The sequence below is a fragment of the Pseudomonas sp. Root71 genome, assembly GCF_001429045.1.
Lineage (GTDB): Bacteria > Pseudomonadota > Gammaproteobacteria > Pseudomonadales > Pseudomonadaceae > Aquipseudomonas > Aquipseudomonas monachiensis.
Window position 1 is genome coordinate 1 of the sequence record NZ_LMHY01000005.1, and the last position, 17,169, is coordinate 17,169.

The 17,169-nt window shown below is 59.5% G+C and carries 10 protein-coding genes, 4 rRNA genes and 1 pseudogene; 6 read left to right on the top strand and 9 right to left on the bottom strand.

What is annotated here, in order from left to right:
• The 4 genes from ASD95_RS06280 to rrf (ASD95_RS06295) all read left to right on the top strand — a co-directional run.
• Positions 1 to 79, top strand: a 23S ribosomal RNA gene (locus ASD95_RS06280); the annotation flags it as partial.
• 157 nt (positions 80 to 236) lie between these two features.
• A 5S ribosomal RNA gene (rrf, locus tag ASD95_RS06285) occupies positions 237 to 352 on the top strand.
• A gap of 117 nt (positions 353 to 469) precedes the next feature.
• Positions 470 to 568 (top strand): 5S ribosomal RNA (rrf, locus tag ASD95_RS06290).
• Between the two features lie 5 nt (positions 569 to 573).
• Positions 574 to 689, top strand: a 5S ribosomal RNA gene (gene rrf, locus ASD95_RS06295).
• Between the two features lie 103 nt (positions 690 to 792).
• On the opposite strand, the gene ASD95_RS06300 is transcribed toward rrf (ASD95_RS06295), so the two are convergent.
• The 5 genes from ASD95_RS06300 to ASD95_RS06320 form a co-directional block, all read right to left on the bottom strand.
• Positions 793 to 1,260, bottom strand: a complete 468-nt coding sequence (locus ASD95_RS06300) for an SRPBCC family protein (RefSeq protein ID WP_056727024.1) — start codon at positions 1,258 to 1,260, stop codon at positions 793 to 795.
• Between the two features lie 22 nt (positions 1,261 to 1,282).
• On the bottom strand, positions 1,283 to 4,690 hold the full coding sequence (locus ASD95_RS06305; RefSeq protein WP_056727023.1) for a non-ribosomal peptide synthetase: 3,408 nt from the start codon (positions 4,688 to 4,690) through the stop codon (positions 1,283 to 1,285).
• A gap of 13 nt (positions 4,691 to 4,703) precedes the next feature.
• Complete coding sequence (locus ASD95_RS06310) at positions 4,704 to 5,633, bottom strand: diiron oxygenase (RefSeq protein ID WP_056727022.1); 930 nt, start codon at positions 5,631 to 5,633, stop codon at positions 4,704 to 4,706.
• Positions 5,630 to 6,406, bottom strand: coding sequence for a DUF3050 domain-containing protein (locus ASD95_RS06315; RefSeq protein WP_056727021.1), 777 nt, complete (start codon positions 6,404 to 6,406; stop codon positions 5,630 to 5,632). Before ASD95_RS06315 ends, ASD95_RS06310 begins: the two co-directional genes overlap by 4 nt.
• 724 nt (positions 6,407 to 7,130) lie before the next feature.
• Positions 7,131 to 7,841: a GntR family transcriptional regulator gene (locus ASD95_RS06320; protein ID WP_056727020.1), complete on the bottom strand. Its 711-nt coding sequence runs from the start codon at positions 7,839 to 7,841 to the stop codon at positions 7,131 to 7,133.
• A 196-nt stretch (positions 7,842 to 8,037) separates the two neighbouring features.
• Here ASD95_RS06320 and lapG point away from each other — a divergent pair, with 196 nt between their 5' ends.
• Positions 8,038 to 8,730 (top strand): cysteine protease LapG, encoded by a 693-nt coding sequence (gene lapG / locus ASD95_RS06325; protein ID WP_056727019.1) that lies wholly within the window; start codon positions 8,038 to 8,040, stop codon positions 8,728 to 8,730.
• 14 nt (positions 8,731 to 8,744) lie between these two features.
• Positions 8,745 to 10,691 (top strand): cyclic di-GMP receptor LapD, encoded by a 1,947-nt coding sequence (gene lapD, locus ASD95_RS06330; RefSeq protein ID WP_056727018.1) that lies wholly within the window; start codon positions 8,745 to 8,747, stop codon positions 10,689 to 10,691.
• A gap of 45 nt (positions 10,692 to 10,736) precedes the next feature.
• On the opposite strand, the gene ASD95_RS06335 is transcribed toward lapD, so the two are convergent.
• The 4 genes and pseudogenes from ASD95_RS06335 to ASD95_RS30125 all read right to left on the bottom strand — a co-directional run bounded on the left by ASD95_RS06335 (position 10,737) and on the right by ASD95_RS30125 (position 17,156).
• Positions 10,737 to 11,075 carry a hypothetical protein gene (locus ASD95_RS06335; protein ID WP_056727017.1) on the bottom strand — a complete coding sequence of 113 codons (339 nt, stop codon included), beginning with the start codon at positions 11,073 to 11,075 and terminating at the stop codon, positions 10,737 to 10,739.
• 146 nt (positions 11,076 to 11,221) lie between these two features.
• The coding region (locus tag ASD95_RS30115) for a beta strand repeat-containing protein (RefSeq protein WP_236709718.1) at positions 11,222 to 15,418 on the bottom strand (4,197 nt) is incomplete at its 5' end.
• Between the two features lies 1 nt (position 15,419).
• A pseudogene (locus tag ASD95_RS30120) lies at positions 15,420 to 16,189 on the bottom strand (immunoglobulin-like domain-containing protein); the annotation flags it as partial.
• Positions 16,190 to 16,298: 109 nt separating this feature from the next.
• A complete protein-coding gene (locus ASD95_RS30125) occupies positions 16,299 to 17,156 on the bottom strand; it encodes an immunoglobulin-like domain-containing protein (protein WP_330219620.1) in 858 nt (285 codons plus the stop codon).
• Between the last annotated feature and the right edge of the window lie 13 nt (positions 17,157 to 17,169).

Here is a 17,169-nt window from a genome sequence, read left to right on the forward strand (position 1 = left end):
ACGACGTTGATAGGTTGGGTGTGTAAGCGCTGTGAGGCGTTGAGCTAACCAATACTAATTGCCCGTGAGGCTTGACCATATAACACCCAAGCAATTTGACTACTCGAAAGAGCATCAGATTGCGGTGTGTGAAGACGAAACGAACCGAAAGTTCGAGATACTCACAAAACACCAAACTATCACATACCCAATTTGCTGAAGCGAGGCCATCCGGCCACGACTCAGTACCCGAATTTCTTGACGACCATAGAGCGTTGGAACCACCTGATCCCATCCCGAACTCAGCAGTGAAACGATGCATCGCCGATGGTAGTGTGGGGTTTCCCCATGTGAGAGTAGGTCATCGTCAAGATTAAATTCCGAAACCCCTATCTGCGTACGCAGGTAGGGGTTTTGTTTTTAGTAGAAGTCACCAGTTTTCACCGGCACGTTAAAGTTCTAACGGGCTGGTCACAGAATTTCTTGACGACCATAGAGCGTTGGAACCACCTGATCCCATCCCGAACTCAGCAGTGAAACGATGCATCGCCGATGGTAGTGTGGGGTTTCCCCATGTGAGAGTAGGTNGAATTTCTTGACGACCATAGAGCGTTGGAACCACCTGATCCCATCCCGAACTCAGCAGTGAAACGATGCATCGCCGATGGTAGTGTGGGGTTTCCCCATGTGAGAGTAGGTCATCGTCAAGATTGAATTCCGAAACCCCTGTCTGCTAACGCAGACAGGGGTTTTGTCGTTTCAGGGGTACTGAAAAGCTCGTTGTGGAGTCTCTCCACAACGGGCTTTTTCGTCTTAAGCAAACAGCTTCAGCACATTGTTCATCGCATCATCGGCAAAACCCTGTACGAAAGCCTTGAAGCCCGGTATCGCCTCGGCGCCACCTTGGGCAGGTTCGGCGATGATGGTCCAGGTGGCTCGGGACTGGCCCGCACCCAGTGGTTCAACGCTCATCGCTGCCCACAGATTGGCCACACCCAGGGTGTTGTAGATAGTGGTCCAGGTCATGTGCCGTGCCTGGTCGTCCCGGGAGTTGAGTTGCTCGACTACCAGGTTGCCATCCTTGAAAAGCTTTTTGCGCAGCGATGACACACCATCACCGGTCATCTCAATGTGCGACAGCGCCGGGATGAAGCGATCGAAGCCGGCAAAATTGCCGACTACGGCCCATACCTGAGTGGCATCGGCAGGTACGTCCACCGAGGACGCCACGTGGCAGCCTTGAGGGTTTTTGATCAGCGTGTCGGGTTGCAGAGTGCTCATGGTCTTGCTCCGTTGGGTTGAGTCAGATGAAATTGATTTCTTTGAGGTAGTCGCAGCCGCGACGCAGCAGCGCCGGGGACTTTTGCGGGTAGTGCGTGCCCATCAGCCGAACACCGGCCTGGGCGTTGTCGTGACCGATCATCGAGATGTCGCCGATGTCCTCCTCGAAGCCGTTGAGGTAGAACCCCAGCACGCCGTACAACGCGTTGTCGCTGTCGACCCGACCCAGTTGCTGCTGCCAGTCGGCAACGCTGACCATCGCGAATTCGCGCCCTGCTTCGCGGAAGGACGCCACGTAGTTGTCCCAGCTCAAGGGCTCGGGGTTGTGCAGGTTGAATACCGCTTGCTCCGGCTGATAACGACTGGCGTGGAAAGCGATGAATCGGGCGAGAAAGTCCACCGGCATCAAGTCGAAGTTCAAGGCGAACTCCGGCACCTGCCCCAGCTGGATCGAGCCCTTGAGCATCAGCATCAGGCGATTCTTGTGCGGCTGGCACACGCCCGTGAGGCTGTTGAAACTGATGTTGCCGGGGCGGTAGAGATTGACCCGCACCCCAAGCTCCCGCGCCCGTTCGAGGATCCGCTCGCCGACCCATTTGGACAGGTTGTAGCCGTTCTTGATGTAGATCGGTGGTGTGGGTGCAGCCGGCAACTCAAGCACTCGGCCGTCGGCGGATATCGTGCTGGAGGCCGAGAGCGTCGAGACGAAGTTGAAGATTTTTTTGCTGCGTCCTTCGCACAGGCGCAAACATTCGAAAATCGGCTCGACGTTGTCACGGGCCAGCGACTCGTAATCGAGGACGTGATTGACGTTCGCCGCGTTGTGCACCAGTGCGCCAAACTCCTGATCCAGTCGCTGGTAAACCTCAGCCGCCAAACCGAGTTCCGGCCGCGTGATGTCTGCCGCGTAAACCCGCACCCGGTTCATATCCAGATGCTCCAGACGGTTCTCCCGCAACGCCTGGGCAAAGCGCTCGTCCGCCGATTGCCCGTTGCCATCGCGAACCAGGCAAGCGACTTCGCTGGCACCCCAGGCCAGCAACGCATCGACGATGTGTACACCGACAAAACTGTTGGCACCGGTGACGATCACCTTGTGCACATCGCCCATGCGGCTGACGGGCAGCGGCTGAACATCCAGCTCGCGGAAGGCATCGCGCATGGCCTGTTCGCTCAGCACTTCTTCGCTGCCGGAACCCCGCACCAAAGTCGCCAGTTTCTCGAGAGTGGGGAGTTCGATGAAACGGTTTATCGAGATGCTGCGCCCGAACTCCTCGCGCAATCGCAGGAGCATGCGCGACAGCAGGATCGAGTGCCCGCCCAGATTGAAGAAGCTTTCGTCGGTGGAAATATCGCTCGCCGGGAGCTCCAGCAACTCGGCCCAGATATCCAACAGCAGGGCCTCATCGGCGCTGGCGGGCAGACGTCGTGGAGAGTGCTCGGTGACGTTGAGCGCCAGCTCCAGAAGCGCCTTGCGGTCAACCTTGCCATTACTTGCATAGGGCATGGCTGTCAGCTCGGTCCATGCAAGGGGGCGCATGTAGTCCGGCAGGAGTTGTGTCGCGTGGGCCTTCAACTGGCGAACGCTATCGGGCTGGTCGTCCCGGGGCTGGGCAACGAAAGCCAGTATCCGTCGCTGGCTATCGATGACCACGGCAACCTGGCGGTACAACTGGCTGTCGCGCAGGCAGCGCTCAATCTCTTGCGGCTCGACCCGGAAGCCGCGAATCTTCACCTGATGATCACGCCGACCGCACAGCTCGATCCCTTCAGCCGTCCACTTTGCCATGTCTCCGGTGCGATAGACACGCAACCTCCGGCCATCAGGCAAGTTCAAGTGCAGATAGCGTTCAGCGGTTTGCTGCGGGTTGTTCAGGTAACCCAGGCACACACCCGGGCCGGCGATGTACAACTCACCAACGGTCTGTTCGGCCACGGGGTGAAAGTCGTCATCGAGAATCAACACCTGGCTGTTGGCGATTGGAGCGCCCAGAGAACGGTTGCTGTCGCCTGCCTGGAGTTTGCGCGCGGTAATCAGCACCGTGGCTTCGGTGGGCCCGTAGAGGTTGTAGAGCTTGCCCTGGCGGCTCAGTTGTTCGATGACCCACGGCTCGCAGACATCGCCGCCGGTCATCACATGATCCAGGCACTGCAATTGTTCCAGCGGGAGGATGCTCAACAAGGCCGGCGGTAAAAAGGCGTGGCTCAGTTGCCGATGACGAATCAGCTCCACCAGTTGCAGCGGATCGCGGCGTTGGTCATCGCCGGGCACGATCATCTCGGCGCCTTGCAACAGGGTGGGGAAGATGTCGATCAGCGATGAGTCGAATCCCAACGAAGAAAACTGCAATACCCGGCTCTGGCGGGTCAGCTGCACATAGTCGGCGTACCAGTGGGTGAAGTGCGCAAGGTTGGCCTGGCTGAGCAACACGCCCTTCGGATGACCGGTGGTACCCGAGGTGTAGAGCGCCATGCAAGGCGCATCGAGGTCGGGGCGTTGGCGCATCAAGGGTTGAGTGAGGTCTGCGTCATGGGCGTCGATTCTGCTGATGTCCAGCCCTGGCATCTCGTACGCCAGGGGATGCTCACCGTCATGCAGCAACAACACCGCGCCGGCATTCGACAGGATGTACTGCTGACGTTGCAACGGATGGCCCGGCTCCAGCGGCAAGTACACCGCGCCGCTGCCCAGGATCGCCAGGATTCCCGCATACAGCGCGCTGCATTTAGGTAAGCAGATCCCGATGACGACCGGGCCTTGATGCTGCTCCAGAAGCGGTCGCAGACGTTGCTCGATGGCGCGGCTGTGGGCGTGCAACTGGCGATAGTCGAGGGTGTCGCCGTCGATGCTCAAGGCCGGATGGTCGGCGCTCTGGATGCATTGCTGTTCCAGGCTTTCGATCATCGGCGTTAACGCGAGTTGCTGCAGTCTTGGGTCAGCGGTGGCATTGAGCCGATGCACGAACGTGAGGCTTTCCAGGAACCGCAGGCTTTCGATGCGCTCGAAGCGGGCAGATACGGCGGGTTCGACGAACCGAAAATAGTCGGCATCGCGCGAGTAGCGGCTGACCAGCAGCGCCACATGGTCAACCAGTGCTGTCATGGCCTGCATACGCAACGCCTGGCCGTTACCCGACGGTTCATCGGCGATGGGTGCGCGGCTCAGCAGTGTTGAACCATGCCAGCACAGTACGTCCAGCGATGGCAGGCCGGACGCCTGCGGCAGGCGAAGGCCCAACTGCAATGTCAGGCGTGGCGCCTGACAGGTGAACTCAAGCGACGTGCCATCGTCGATCAGTAGATCCGCAGGCCCCGGCATTTCGTCGAGTGCGGATATCCGCGTCAGTGAGTGACCGTGTTGTTCGAGTTCCAATGCCAGGTCGGTCAGGGCCTGGCTTTTTCCGGTGAGCAAGATGTCGAGACGTCTCATGATGGGCTCCTCGTCAAACCAGGTAGGCGCTGAGGGCGGTTTGTACGCACAGCGAATCGAGCAGCGAACTGCTGTGGAAAAACCGCACAATGTTGGCCACCAGCGGGTGATGGCGATTGATCGGGAAGGCCAGTGCAGACACTTCGTTCTTGAGGGCGTGACGCGTCGCGTCGTTGATCTGCAGTGCGTCGATCAAGCGGAAGTCGAAGGATTTCTGGATGTCGTTGGTCAGGTAATGAGCAATGAACACCGGCAGGATCTGCGCGATGCACTGGCGGTCTTCTGCACTTGCGGCATGCCAGTAGATGCGTACCAGCCGCGCCCAAAAACCGGAATGGCGCCCCTCATCGAGCAAGTGATCGGCCATCAGGCCCTTGATCGATTGCTTGACCGTGTCGTCCTTGGCGAACGCGGCGACATCACCGGTCACCGTGTTTTCGGCGATGGCCACACAGATCAGTTCTACGGCGCTGCGCAGGTGCTCCGGAGCGAGTGCCACGGCCACCGGTATCGCCCGGCTCAGCTCGATTTCATCCGGCAATTCAATGGGGGGGATGCCGGTCATGGCGATGGTCTGTTGCATGAAATCCATCGCCACCAGCGCGTGGTAATCCTCGTCCACCACCACAGTCATGGCGTCGTAGCGGCAGGCGAACGGAAACTCGACCGCAAAACGATTCTTGGCAATGCTGCGGGCGGTTCTGTCGACGATCTCGGTTTCGAAAATCACCACATCGCTGATGAACTTGTAGAGGGTCTGTACCAGGGCGAAGTCGCGCTGTTCCGGGCATTCGCGCAGAAAGGTTTCGCTTAACGCCAACGGTTGGCGGCTCAAGGGGTAGATCAGTTTGTCGTCGTTCTCCAGCACGCGGCGCGGGCGGGTGCGGATGGTCGCGCGGCTCTCCCAGGCGTCGGCGAAGGATTGGTAGTCGGCGGCGTTCATGCGTTCACCTCCACGACGTATTCGTTCATGCTCAGGCGCAACCCGTCCCACAGGGCGATACGACTTTCCACGGCAGCGATGGCGCTCGCATACACGTCTTCCTGCCGTTGCGGGTCGCTATCGACCAGTCGTGACAGGAGCTTTTCCGCTGCCGGGCCGTGGTCCTCGGAATCGACCTCAATGTGCCGTTCGAGGTAGTACCGGAAAGTCGGCGCTTGCTCGATGCCGATGCCCCAATCGTCGAGGATGCGCTGGAACATCTGCGGGATAACGCTCTCGCGACCGTGCAGAAACGCTGCGGCCACACTATGACCCGGCGCATGCAGTGCGGTGTGAAGCGTATGACGGACGAAATTGGCGGCCGCCGGATCGATCTTGACGCTCTGCAAGGCCATGTCGTAGTTCACGCCTTCTTGCTGCAGGGCCACGAAACGCTCGATGGCAACGGTGCAGGCGCCGACCTCGCGCATTGCATCCAGGTACAACTCGAAGTGGCTGTAGTGACCCAGAGCCGGGCGATCATCCGACTCCTCACCCAGTACGATCTCGTTGATCAACCGCGCGGCCTGGGGATCCTGCGGTGGAAGCCAGGGCAGTCGCACGCAGGTCAGCTCCTGTTGCAGGCGCTTGGTCAGCGACATGAAGTCCCATACGGCAAACACGTGGGTTTCCATGAAGCGTCGCAGGACCGGCAGCGAATGTATTTCAGAGAAGATCGGGTGTTTGCCAAGTTCTGATTTTTTTTGAAACAGACGTTCTTTAGTTGGTTTCATGGATGAGCCTGTAAATGATCCTTGGTGAGAAGTCATCAAGCACTGAAGTTCGTTGGAAGTTTTTTCCTGGCGAACGGGTACCTCAAACTAATTGATCTTTTTCAGTGCCATGGATGCCAAGTGGGTTAGGCGTTGCAGCCGTTTGTGGCTGGCGACGAAGAAAAACTAATACACATATAAAGTGTTGATCAAGTTGTTTTGTTGTTATTTCAATATTCAACTTTTTCGAGAATGACAAGTTCCAATAAAACTATTTAGGTTGGTTTTATTTTGGCGTAGTTACTCCTTCCGGCTTATATGAGTCAGAATTGAATAAAGAGTGAATGCCTCACTCGAAGTAACTTTTTACGGGCGTCGTTGGGAATGTCTGAGGGGGTGGAAGCGGGTCGCGAGCGATGCCGATCCTTCCGTTCCCGTGATGAGGCTCCTTCCTTCGCTTCTGGGGGCAGGGGTTGCTCCATTCGAACGGAGCGTCACCCGTTTTTTGTCCTGGTTATCCAGAGTGGGCGTAAATCGAGGTGGCCGCCATTACTGAGGCATCACGCAAATGTTGCAATGGTCGGGTTTCAAGGCGGCGAGGCGTTGCGGCGCGGTATGGCGCTGCAAGGGCGGCGTGGTATGGGGGAAGGGGATTTGTAATCAAATTATTCGCGGAGCATTTGGAGGGATGCGCGGCAAGCGGGGTGAACCCTTCGGTACGCTCCCCGGGGCTTGCCGCCGAGGGTTACTTCGACCTGTTCCTGGCCTGGACTTCAGGGCTGTTGAGGTAGCGCGTAATGACCTCGACCCCTCGGTTCAGGTGATGTTCGAGCAGCTTCACGGAGCGTTCGACGTCCCGCTCTGCAGCAGCCTGCAACAGTGCCTTGTGGTCATCCTGGGACAGTTTGCCCAGGCCCATGGCTTCCAGGTTGAAGCGCAGGAACCGCTCTTCTTCGTTCAGGCCGTCTTCGACCAGTTTCAACAGCCGGCGATTCGGCGCCTGGCTGTAAAGCGTCATGTGGAACAAGCGATTGAGCCGACCGATTTCGGTGTAGTCGCTTTCCGTTTCCAGTTCGTCGATGTAGCGGGCAGCCTCTTCGAGATCTTCTTCCCGAAGCAGTGGCACCGAGAGACGCAGGGCTTCGGATTCCAGCAGGATGCGCAGCGCGTAGGTTTCCACGGCATCGCCCTGGACCAGCGGCGCGACCACGGCACCCTTGTGGGCAACCACGTTGAGCAACGACTGTGCTTCGAGTTGGCGCAAGGCTTCGCGTACGGGCATGCGGCTGACGCCGAACAGGTCGGCGAGGTCTTGCTGGCGCAGGGCCGCACCGCAAGGAATGCGCCCGTCGAGTATGGCCGCGCGCAGGGTTTCTTCGATCACCGAGCGTGCCATGTGTGCGGGAATCGGCCCGTTGACCTTGATACGGCTGAGAGGGTTGGGCTTTTGTGTCACTAAACGCACCCTGATTGATGGAATATTTTTGGATCCAAATGACACTAGTAACTGACTGACTGCTTGTCAAACAGGCTCTCGAGTGCCTTTCTTGCAGTTTAGCGCGCCGCCAGTGATCTCACCGTGCCATTGTCTTTTTCCGGGCTAACCTTCACCATTCGAACGATTCCCTCCTGCCTATCCAGGATGCCTCGCATTGGCGGCAAGTTTAACGATCCCCCGGGTTTTACGCTGGCTGTGCAGCGCATTGCTGCTGACTGGCGTAATGCTGGGCAGCTTGAGCGCCGATTGGGATTTTTCCCTGATCAGCCGGCGGGCGCAGGCATTGTACGGACCTTTGGGAGAAGGTCAGCAACGCATTAATGATTGGCAATACTTATTGACTAGCCAGAAGCAGATCGGCGAGCTGGAACAACTCAATGTAGTCAATCACTTCTTCAACCAGCAGCTGCGATACGTCGAAGACATCGATCTGTGGCATGAAGTCGACTACTGGGAAACCCCGATCCAAGCCCTCTGGAAAGGCGCGGGCGACTGTGAAGACTACGCTATCGCCAAGTACTTCAGCCTGCGGCACCTCGGTGTAGCCAGTGAAAAGCTGCGTATCACCTATGTCAAGGCGCTGACCCAGAACCGTGCGCACATGGTACTGACTTACTACGCGAGCCCGGAAGCCGAGCCCCTGGTACTCGACAGCCTGATTGATGCAATCAAGCCGGCAGGCCAACGGAAGGATTTGCTGCCGGTCTACTCTTTCAATGCCGAAGGGATGTGGTTGCCGGGTGCCAAGGGCAATAAAAAGGTCGGCGATACCAAACGCCTTTCGCGTTGGCAGGATGTGTTGAAAAAAATGCAGGCCGAAGGATTCCCGGTCGAGACGACTAACTAGGAGCACGTGCTCAGATGTCTTTGTTCAAACAGCTGTTGATTGCTATCTGTCTGTTCCTGGTGGTCGCCTTCACCGGCAGTTTCATGGTCAGTCTGGAGAGCTCGCGTACTCAGTACGTCAACCAGTTGCGCTCCCATGCCCAGGACGCCGCGACGGCGCTGGCGCTGTCCCTGACACCGAACATCGACGACCCGGCGATGGTTGAGTTGCTGGTCAGCTCGATTTTCGACAGCGGTTACTACGCGAGTATCCGCGTGGTCGATCTGAAGACCGACCAGACCCTGGTCGAGCGTACGGGTATTCCGGCGGTCAACAATGTTCCGGACTGGTTCGTCAAACTGATCGGCCTTGAACCCGCCGGTGGTGATGCGATCGTCAGCCGTGGCTGGGAACAGGCTGCCCGGGTCGAGGTGGTCAGCCACCCGATGTTCGCGCTGGCCAAGTTGTGGCAAAGTGCTTTGGGTAGCCTGGGCTGGTTGCTGCTGTGTGGCGCGGTCAGTGCGGTACTCGGCGCGCTGTTGCTGCGTCAGCAATTGAGACCGCTGGATTACATGGTCAAGCAATCCCACGCCATCGCCCGGCGGGAATTCCTCAGCCTGCCGGAACTGCCGCGTACCCCAGAACTTCGCCGGGTAGTGCAGGCCATGAACCAGATGGTCGAAAAGCTCAAGGCGCTGTTCCAGGAGCAGGCCGAACGCAGTGAAAAACTGCGGGTCGAGTCCTATCAGGACTCGTTGACCGGGTTGGCCAATCGGCGATATTTCGAGATGCAACTGAATGCGCGGGTAAGCAACCCGGAGCAGGCCAGTTCCGGTTATCTGCTGCTTTTGCGGGTCAAGGATCTGGCCGGTCTCAACCAGCGACTCGGTGGCCAGCGCACCGATGAAGTGCTTAAGGCCGTCGGTGAGCAACTGTCTCGTGAGTGCGCCAAATACCCGGAAACCCAGAACCTGGTCACCCGTATCCGTGGCGGCGAATTTGCCGTACTGGCACCGGGGCTGGTGCGCGCGGAAGCGCTGCAATTGGCACAGAACCTCGACAGTGCCCTGGCCAGTCTTCACGCGACCGGCGCCACCGATGTGGCTGCCGTGGCGTCTATCGGCCTGGCGCCTTTTGCTCATGGCGACTCGCCGCAAACCGTTCTCAGCCTTGGCGACCAGGCGCTGGCGCAGGCCGAAGGCCAGGGCGAGCAGAACTGGGCCTGTATCGAGCACAGTCTCGCGGCCAGTGTCGGCGACGATCACCACGCCTGGCACCGGATGCTCGACCAGGCGCTGACACAGCGGCGTTTCGAGCTGTATTTCCAACCGGTAGTGGCCGCCCAGGACACGCAACTGGTGCTGCACTACAAAGTGTTGTCGCGACTGCTCGACGAACACGGCCAGACCATCCCCGCCGGGCGTTTTCTGCCCTGGCTGGAGCGCTTCGGCTGGACTGCACGTCTGGATCGGCTGATGCTCGAGCGGGTGCTGGAGCAAATGAGCGGGCATGAGGAGTCGCTGGCGCTGAACCTGTCGTCGGCTACCCTGGCCGACCCGCAGGCGCAAAACAAAATCTTCGAGATACTGCGCGCGCACTCCAACCTCGGCCCGCGCCTGACCCTGGAAATTGGCGAAGAGCAACTGCCTGACCAGGCGGTGCTGGAGCAACTGACCCGGCGCCTGCGCGAACTCGGGTTCTCCCTGAGCCTGCAACGTTTTGGTGGCCGCTTCAGCATGATCGGCAACCTGGCTCGGTTGGGGCTGGCTTACCTGAAAATCGATGGCAGCTACATTCGGTCGATTGACGAGGAGAGCGACAAACGCCTGTTCATCGAAGCGATCCAGCGAGCGGCGCACAGCATTGATCTGCCGCTGATTGCCGAGCGGGTCGAGACTGAAGGCGAGTTGTCGGTGATTCGCGAGATGGGGTTATACGGTGTACAGGGCCAGTTGTTCGGCGAGCCCAAGCCCTGGGGTTGATGTGATCGCTCCCACGCCGTGCGTGGGAATGATCGCAGGGGCGCGTCAGATCAGCCCGGTCTCTTCATCATCGATCAATTGGCTCAAGCCACCCAAGGCTTCACGGGCCTGGTTTCGGTCCATGAGCTTGGCCTGGGCCGCCGTCGGCAGGTCGGTGACGCGGATCACGCCTTTCTGGGTCAGCACCTGAATCAAGTCGTCGAGTACCCGGATCATTTCCAGGTCACTTTGCTTGAGCTGTTTGAGGCTGTTCTCCACAGCCGCGTTGGCAAACCAGGCCTGAATCTCATGATTGTCGGCCGCCAGCGTTTCCGTGGCCTCGGCGTAGGCGGCGGGTTCCACGCGTATCAACAGGCCCTGCGCATCGCGTTGCACGTAAAACATTGAGCATCCCTCGGAATGGAACCAGCGTCGTGCTGTCAGCAGCATAGGTCAACTGCACGCCAGTATGTGGCGCCGCGACGAAATCGTCACCGGGCAGTGGACGCAATCGTGACGACCGCCCCATAGGGGGCGGCCGTTTCCGTGCATCAGCTGTTGTTGTGATCGATTTTGATGGTCGGGTCGCTACCGGCAATCAGGTTGTGCAGGTTAGCGCTCGACCAATTGTTGCCTTCCAGCTTGATCGTCACGTCCGGCGTGGCGGCTGCGGCGTTGCCCGAGTTGAACTGGCCGGCCGAGCTGACTTGCAACGACGACACGCCATCGACGGTGCTGATCTTCAGGAAGTTGTCGATGGTGCTGCCGGTTTCGCCCTGCAACAGATCACGCAGGTCGATCCGGTCGCCTTCGCTGGCCTTGAAGTCCTTGATCACGTCGTTGCCGGTATCGCCCGCTTTCCAGACGAAGGTATCACCGCCGGAACCACCGATCAGGATGTCGCTGCCCTGTCCGCCCATCAACGTGTCGTTACCGGTGCCGCCGAGCAGGATGTCATTGCCCTTGCCACCGTCGAGGTTGTCGTTGCCGCCCGAGCCGAACAGGATGTCGTTGCCTTCGCCACCGCTGACGGTGTCGTGACCCGGCATCGTCGCTTCGGTGTGGCCGATGATCGAGTTGGCCAGATCCTTCGGATCGATGTTGGTTTGTGGCAATTGATTCGAGTCATACGGCTTCAGGTCGTTGAGGCTCACGCCGTTGTTGAGGCCAATAGCCTCGACATTCGACAGGTTGCTTAGCAGTGCAAAGCTGCCGGTGGAGTTGCTGGTGGTGTCCCAGTCAGTGCTGCTGCCGTCGCCGTCACGCCCCGAGAACTCGTAGGTGCCGTCACCCTGGGCATGCAGATAGCCGAAGTCCTTGGATGACCAGCTACTTCCGTTGCCGTTGCCGTTGCCATTTCCGTTATTGCCGTTGCTGCTCTTGGTCCAGACCGTCACTTGGCCCGAGGCGGAAATGTCGATCTGGTGCGTGCTGTCGGGGAACAGGCTGATCGCTTTACCCAACTGACAGTTACTGGTGGTGACCAGGCTATCGAGCGTTGTGCTGCCATACAGGGTCGGGTTGGTCGACTCGCCGCTCTGGTAGTAAGTCGGCTTGCCGTCAGTAATGAAATACGTGAGGTTCTTCGCCCCGGTGTTGGCCACGGCGTCCGCACTCTGGAACCAGTTGGCCGTGGTTTTGAATACGTCCTCGTAGTTGGTGCCGCCGCCGGACGACATCGAGTCCAGAGTCGCCTTCAACTGAGTCAGCGCATTCGAGTCATTGAGGTTCACCGACACCGACTTGTTGACCTGGGTGTCGAAGTCCACCAGGAAGATGTTCACCGTACCCGAGTTGCTGCCCAGGCTTTGCTTGAGGGTGTTGAACACCGACGTCAGCGAGTCCTTGGCCGAGCTGATCGACGACGAACTCATACTGCCGGAGCTGTCGACCATGAACGCGATGTTGTAGTTGGTGCCTGGCACCACGGTCAGGCCGCCGATGTCGGCGACGATGATGTCATTGCCGTCGGTGCCGGTGACGGTGTCATTGGCCGCGGTGGCGGTGACAGCGTTGTAGGCCGCCGGGTACACGGTCACGGGGATCTGCGAAGTGCTGCTGGCCGAACCACCCAGGGCCTCGGTGGAAGTCGAGGTCACGGTCAGGTTGAACTGGCCGTTGTAGTACGGTGGCGCGGTGACGGTCAGAGAGCCGAGGTTCCAGCCTGTCACATTGGCCTCGCCATTGGACGCGGTGACCGTGAAGGTATGTCCCGCGCCGTCGGTGAGCACCGAGCCGACCGGCATGCCGCTGATCTTCAGGCTCAGGCTTTCCGAGCCGTCGGTGTCGGTCAGCGCGGTGGTGATGGCGGACAGTTTCACACTGGTGCCTTCGGCGCCGGTATTGAGTTTGTAACCGTCGTAGTAGCCTTCGCCATTGGTGCCGTGCAAGTCGGACACGGTCACGCCGGCATTCACCAGGTCCGGGACGCCGGTGTAAATCGGTACGCCGGCACTGCTCAGGTCGATCGGCGTGCTGCCATTGACCGACAGGTTGACGTCATAGCTGCCCGGGCCACTCTGGTTGTGGTGGTAGATGTCCAGGGTGTAGTAGCCGCTGGTGGTCGGGGTGTACGAACCGTTGAGGTTGCCGCCCGCACCCCAGGTGATCGCAGCGACGTTCTTGCCGCCGATGGTCACCAGCAGGCTGTCATCGCCAATACCGCTGAAAGTGTAGGTCTTGCCGGCTTCGAGGTAGATCAGGCCGGAAGTTTTCGACGCCGTACCGGCGGTTACGCTACCGTCGGACTGCACGTTGGTCACGGTGCCTTTGGAGTTCGCCGTGCCAGCGGCGTCGATCACGTTTTTCAGCGTGGTTGAGTCCGCGCCATTGCCGCTGGTGCCCAGGCCCGACAGACCGGTCCAGACTTCCTTGATCAACCCGGTGGACCTTACGCTGTTGTCGGCAACGCTCAGGGTCGGGGCATCCGCCACTGGAGTGATGTCGATCTTGATCGTGCCGGTGTTGCCCAGCGTCTGGCCGTCGGTTGGCTGGAACTGGAGTTGCGCGTAGTCAGCCTTTTGGTCACCAGTGCCAGGGCCGTAACCGTCCACGCCCGACTCGTTGGCATCCGGCATGAAGCGAAGTTTGCCCGCGTCGATATCAGTCTTGCTGAACGTCTGGTTGGCGGCGACATCTTTCCAGGTCGAACCGTCCAGGTACTGCAGTTTGCCCTCGCCCGGCAGCTGGGTGATTTTCACGCCCAGGTTGGTGGCCGGACTGTCGATGTCGCTGACGCCGAAGGTCGACCAGCCGAGGATCAGCGGCGTGTCTTCGGTGCCGGTGACGTTGACCGGTGCTGCGACCGGTGCGTCATTGACCGCCACCACGTTGACCGTGGTGGTCGCGGTGTTGGAGTAGTTGTTGCCATCGGTCACCGTCACAGTGATGATGCGCGGCACGGTGCTCGGATCTTCACTGTTGTTGGTGAAGGTGATGTTTTTGATCTGCTGCATGTAGTCGGCCAGCGTCGCGTTACCTGACAGGGTCAGGGTGACGGTGCCGTTGGTGCTGTTGGCATTGATGGTAATGCCGTTGACGCTGTTGCCCAGGTTCAGGGCATCGCCGTCCTGACGGTTGGTCAGCACGATGGTCGCGCCGGTCAGCAGGGTGCTGTCCGGGTCGGTGATGCTCAGGTCGGTATCGCCAATCGACACGCCAGGGCCGGCAGTGTTTTCGGTGAACGTCACCTTGTAATCGGCTCCGGTGGCGCCGCTGGAGTTGTTGGCATCGAGGTCCAGTGCTGGCGGTGCGTCGTTGTCGATGATCGAAGTGCCGACGCTGTCGTTGGACGTGCTGATCTCCAGGTTCTCGAAGTTGCCTCCGGTGGCCGAGTCGATCTTGACCACGAAGTTTTCGGTGCTTTCGGTGATCCGGTCATCGATGGTCGAAATGTCGAACGGCACGCTGCTGGCATTCGCCGGGATCTTGACTGTCGTCACACCGGTGAAGTCCACACCATTGGCTGCGGTACCGGAGTAGGTCAGGGTTACGGTCACTTCACCGTGAGCCGGGTTGGTCAGCGCAAGGGTGTAATGTGCGGCCTGACCCTCGACGACAGATGTATCACCCGAGATGCTGATGGTGGTGACGTCACCGGTGTTGGCTGGCGTATTTGGCGTACCCGAACCTGCTTCGTCGGTGACGGCAGTGGTGAACTGGTCCTTGCCCAGGGTCAACTTCTCGAAATTGTCAGCGCCGCTGACCGATTCCAGTTTGTTTACGATGGACGGCTGGCCGCCGGTGTAGACGTCATCCTTGGCAATGATGGTGGCGGAACCGGTCGCGGTATTGGCCGGGACACCGGTCGCGGTATTGGCCGGGACGGTGATCTTGGTGCCATCGGAGAGGGTGAATTCCAACGGGCCATGGTTATTAATTGGCAGACCCGCCGCGTTGGTCAGGGTCACGGTGTAGGTGACCTGGCCGCCTTCAGCGACGGTGGACTTGTCGGCGGTCAAAGTGGCAATGACTTCGCTGACGGTGTCGGTGATGGCCACGTTGGCCGCGGTGCCGTCGATCACCAGGTTTTCGAAGGCCTTGCCGTCGACGCTGGCCGAACCGACGGTCAGGCTCAGGTTACTCGGGTCGTTGTAGACGTCGTCACCCTGCACCGGTGCGGTGTAGATGGCCGACAATTTGCCCGCTTCAATGGTGACGGTGTCGCCGTTGCTCAAGGTGACTTTGAGGTCGTGATCGAGTTTCTGGTCGACCTTGACGGTGAAGGTCGGCGCGAGGTTTTCCTGTACNTTGCCCGCTTCAATGGTGACGGTGTCGCCGTTGCTCAAGGTGACTTTGAGGTCGTGATCGAGTTTCTGGTCGACCTTGACGGTGAAGGTCGGCGCGAGGTTTTCCTGTACATCGCCGTTGCTGGCGATGCTCACCGTGACCTTGTCGCCCTGATTGTCGGTCGGGGTGCCCGAACCGGGTTCGTCGGTGACCGTGGTTGCGACCTCGGTCTGACTCAGGGTCAGTTTTTCGAAGTTATCCGCGCCGGTAACCGATTCCAGTTTGTTAACGATCGGCGCTTGGCCGCCGGTGAACACGTCGTCGGCAGCGGCGATGGTCGCCGTGCCAGTCGCGGTATTGGCCGGGACGGTGATCTTGGTGCCGTCGGTCAGGGTGAATGTGAGTTCACCGTGATTGTTCARCGGCAGACCGGCTGCGTTGGTCAGGGTCACGGWGTAGGTGASYTGRCCRCCTTCRGCWACGGTGGATTTRTCCGCRGTCAGGGTSGCRATCACTTCGCTGACGGTGTCAGTGATGGCCACATTGGCCGCGGTACCGTCGATCACCAGGTTTTCGAAGGCCTTGCCGTCGACGCTGGCCGARCCGACGGTCAGGCTCAGGTTACTCGGGTCGTTGTAGACGTCGTCGCCCTGCACCGGCGCGGTGTAGATGGCCGACAGCTTGCCCGCTTCAATGGTGACGGTGTCGCCRTTGCTCAAGGTGACYTTGAGGTCGTGATCGAGTTTCTGGTCGACCTTGACGGTGAAGGTCGGGGCGAGGTTCTCCTGCACGCCGCCATTGCCTTCGATGCTGACGGTGACCTTGTCGCCTTGGCCTGATGGCTCATCGGTGACGGTGGTTGCGACCTCGGTCTGACTCAGGGTCAGTTTTTCGAAGTTGTCAGCACCGCTGACCGATTCCAGTTTGTTGAGGCGATGGCAACAGCTCAAACAACAACATCGCCATCAACGTTGCAGAGCCGGAGGTCCCGTTCGCTGGAACAGTTACCTTCGTACCGTCGGAGAGGGTGAACTCCAACGGGCCGTGGTTATTGATCGGCAGACCGGCCGCGTTGGTCAGGGTTACGGTGTAGGTGACCTGGCCGCCTTCAGCAACGGTGGATTTGTCCGCAGTCAGGGTCGCAATCACTTCGCTGACGGTGTCAGTGATGGCCACATTGGTCGCGGTACCGTCGATCACCAGGTTTTCGAAGGTCTGGCCGTCGACACTGGCCGAACCGACGGTCAGGCTCAGGTTACTTGGGTCGTTGTAGACGTCGTCACCCTGCACCGGTGCGGTGTAGATGGCCGACAATTTGCCCGCTTCAATGGTGACGGTGTCGCCGTTGCTCAGGGTGACCTTGAGGTCGTGATCGAGTTTCTGGTCGACCTTGACGGTGAAGGTCGGCGCGAGGTTTTCCTGTACGCCGCCATTGCCTTCGATGCTGACGGTGACCTTGTCGCCGACCTTGACGGTGAAGGTCGGCGCGAGGTTTTCCTGTACGCCGCCATTGCCTTCGATGCTGACGGTGACCTTGTCGCCCTGGCCTGATGGCTCATCGGTGACGGTGGTTGCGACCTCGGTCTGACTCAGGGTCAGTTTTTCGAAGTTGTCAGCACCGCTGACCGATTCCAGTTTGTTGACGATCGGCGCCTGGCCGCCGGTGAAGACGTCGTCGGCAGCGGCGATGGTTGCAGAGCCGGAGGTCCCGTTCGCTGGAACAGTTACCTTCGTACCGTCGGAGAGGGTGAACTCCAACGGGCCGTGGTTA

What these genes read in the sequence shown, in the direction of transcription:
- ASD95_RS06310 (WP_056727022.1), bottom strand. Translation starts at nt 5,633, where the DNA reads ATGAACGCCGCCGACTACCAATCCTTCGCCGACGCCTGGGAGAGCCGC.
- ASD95_RS06305 (WP_056727023.1), bottom strand. Translation starts at nt 4,690, where the DNA reads ATGAGACGTCTCGACATCTTGCTCACCGGAAAAAGCCAGGCCCTGACC.
- ASD95_RS06335 (WP_056727017.1), bottom strand. Translation starts at nt 11,075, where the DNA reads ATGTTTTACGTGCAACGCGATGCGCAGGGCCTGTTGATACGCGTGGAA.
- lapD (WP_056727018.1), top strand. Translation starts at nt 8,745, where the DNA reads ATGTCTTTGTTCAAACAGCTGTTGATTGCTATCTGTCTGTTCCTGGTG.
- ASD95_RS06300 (WP_056727024.1), bottom strand. Translation starts at nt 1,260, where the DNA reads ATGAGCACTCTGCAACCCGACACGCTGATCAAAAACCCTCAAGGCTGC.
- ASD95_RS06315 (WP_056727021.1), bottom strand. Translation starts at nt 6,406, where the DNA reads ATGAAACCAACTAAAGAACGTCTGTTTCAAAAAAAATCAGAACTTGGC.